The sequence below is a fragment of the Oryzicola mucosus genome, from assembly GCF_014534685.1.
GTDB classification, from domain to species: domain Bacteria; phylum Pseudomonadota; class Alphaproteobacteria; order Rhizobiales; family Rhizobiaceae; genus Oryzicola; species Oryzicola mucosus.
This window is the reverse complement of the sequence record NZ_JACVVX010000025.1, coordinates 1-1425: the sequence shown is the minus strand read 5'-3', so window position 1 is coordinate 1425 and position 1425 is coordinate 1. Positions and strand designations below refer to the sequence as shown.

The window sequence follows — 1425 nt, the reverse complement described above, 5'->3', positions numbered from 1 at the left end:
GTTTTGGGTTTTTGGCGTTTGTTGAAGTTGTGGATAAGCTTTTTATTTGGTTGCGGTGGCATTGTTGTGTTGCGGCAGCGGAGTAGCGTGGGTTCCAAAGGGGCATTGGGGGCTTCCATGGAACTGCGGATTGTGCGGGCGGCATTTGCCGCCGCGTTGGGCTTTGGCATGGGCATGCCGGGGCCTGGCGGGGATTTCGGACTTGGTCTGGTCGGGGTTGCGCAGGCGCAGGAAAGCACGCCTGCGCCCGATGCCGGCGGAGGGTCTGGATCGGGACTGGGCAATGGCGGCTCCGGCTTTGACGGTTCGGCACAGCAGCCGACGCTGAACGAGGCGGGCGGGGTCGGCGCCGAGCCGGCGCCCGAGACGCCGCAGATCACCGGACCGCAGGAGCAGCCGGCCGAGCCGGGCAGCGGGACGGCACCTCAAGAGGGATCTGAAGAGCAAGGTCCGGAAGCCACCCCCGAGACGGAGGCGGAAGCCCAGGCGGAGGCTGCCGCTGCGGCGACACCGGAGCCCGCATCGGCGGATGCCGCGCAGCTTGCGACGCCGGCCTCGCTGCCGAATGTGTCGGGCACCGGCAATCTGGTCAGCGAGGTTCCGATCTCGGTGCCGGCCTTCCGCGGCCTGGAGCCGAAGCTCGCCTTCGCTTACGATTCCTCGCGCAAGACGCGGCTGGGCGGCACCTATCAGGGTTGGCTGGGCTATGGCTGGGGGATGTCGGGCTTCGACGTCATCGAGCGTGCCAGCCCCGGCTTCGGCGTTCCCGCCTTCGATGCCAGCGACATCTATCTGCTCAACGGCATGGAGCTTGTGCCATGCGGATCGGGCGTATCCTCGCCGTCATGCTCGGCAGGCGGTACGCATGCGACGGAGACCGAATCCTATCGCCGCATCAGCCTCAATGCCTCGACCAATGTCTGGACGGTGACGGACCGTGACGGCACGGTGTCGACCTTCCGCTCGGTGGACACTGTCGGCGGTCTGACCCCTGGCGGCTCGGGTACGGCTGCGCATGATCTCGGCCAGCGCTACCGCTGGCATCTGGCCTCCGTCACCGACACCGACGGCAATGCTGTCGACTACAGCTATACCTGCCCGACGCGGCCTGTGTGCTATCCCGAGACGGTGAGCTATGGCCGGCTGGTGATCCGGTTCTTCCTCGAGCAGCGTCCCGACTACATCCTGATGGCCAACGGCCATGACATCTCGGAGGTGACGCAGCGCATCAAGTCGGTTCGGCTGAAGGAGAGCAATGGCGGCACCCGCGACGTCTACGGCCTGACCTACGACCAGGCGCCGTTCTCTAACACCTCCCGCCTCACCAGCATCGACCGATACGGCCGAGAGGCAACCGTCGCAGCAGACGGAACCATCACCGGAGGAACACCAAAACGCATCCAGAACATGACCTATCAGGGGATG

General features: G+C 65.5%; 1 protein-coding gene. It reads left to right on the top strand.

Going from position 1 to position 1425, the window contains the following annotated elements:
* Nucleotides 1-117: 117 nt before the first annotated feature.
* A partial coding sequence (locus ICI42_RS23405) for a SpvB/TcaC N-terminal domain-containing protein (protein ID WP_188167020.1) occupies nucleotides 118-1425 on the top strand: 1308 nt, incomplete at its 3' end.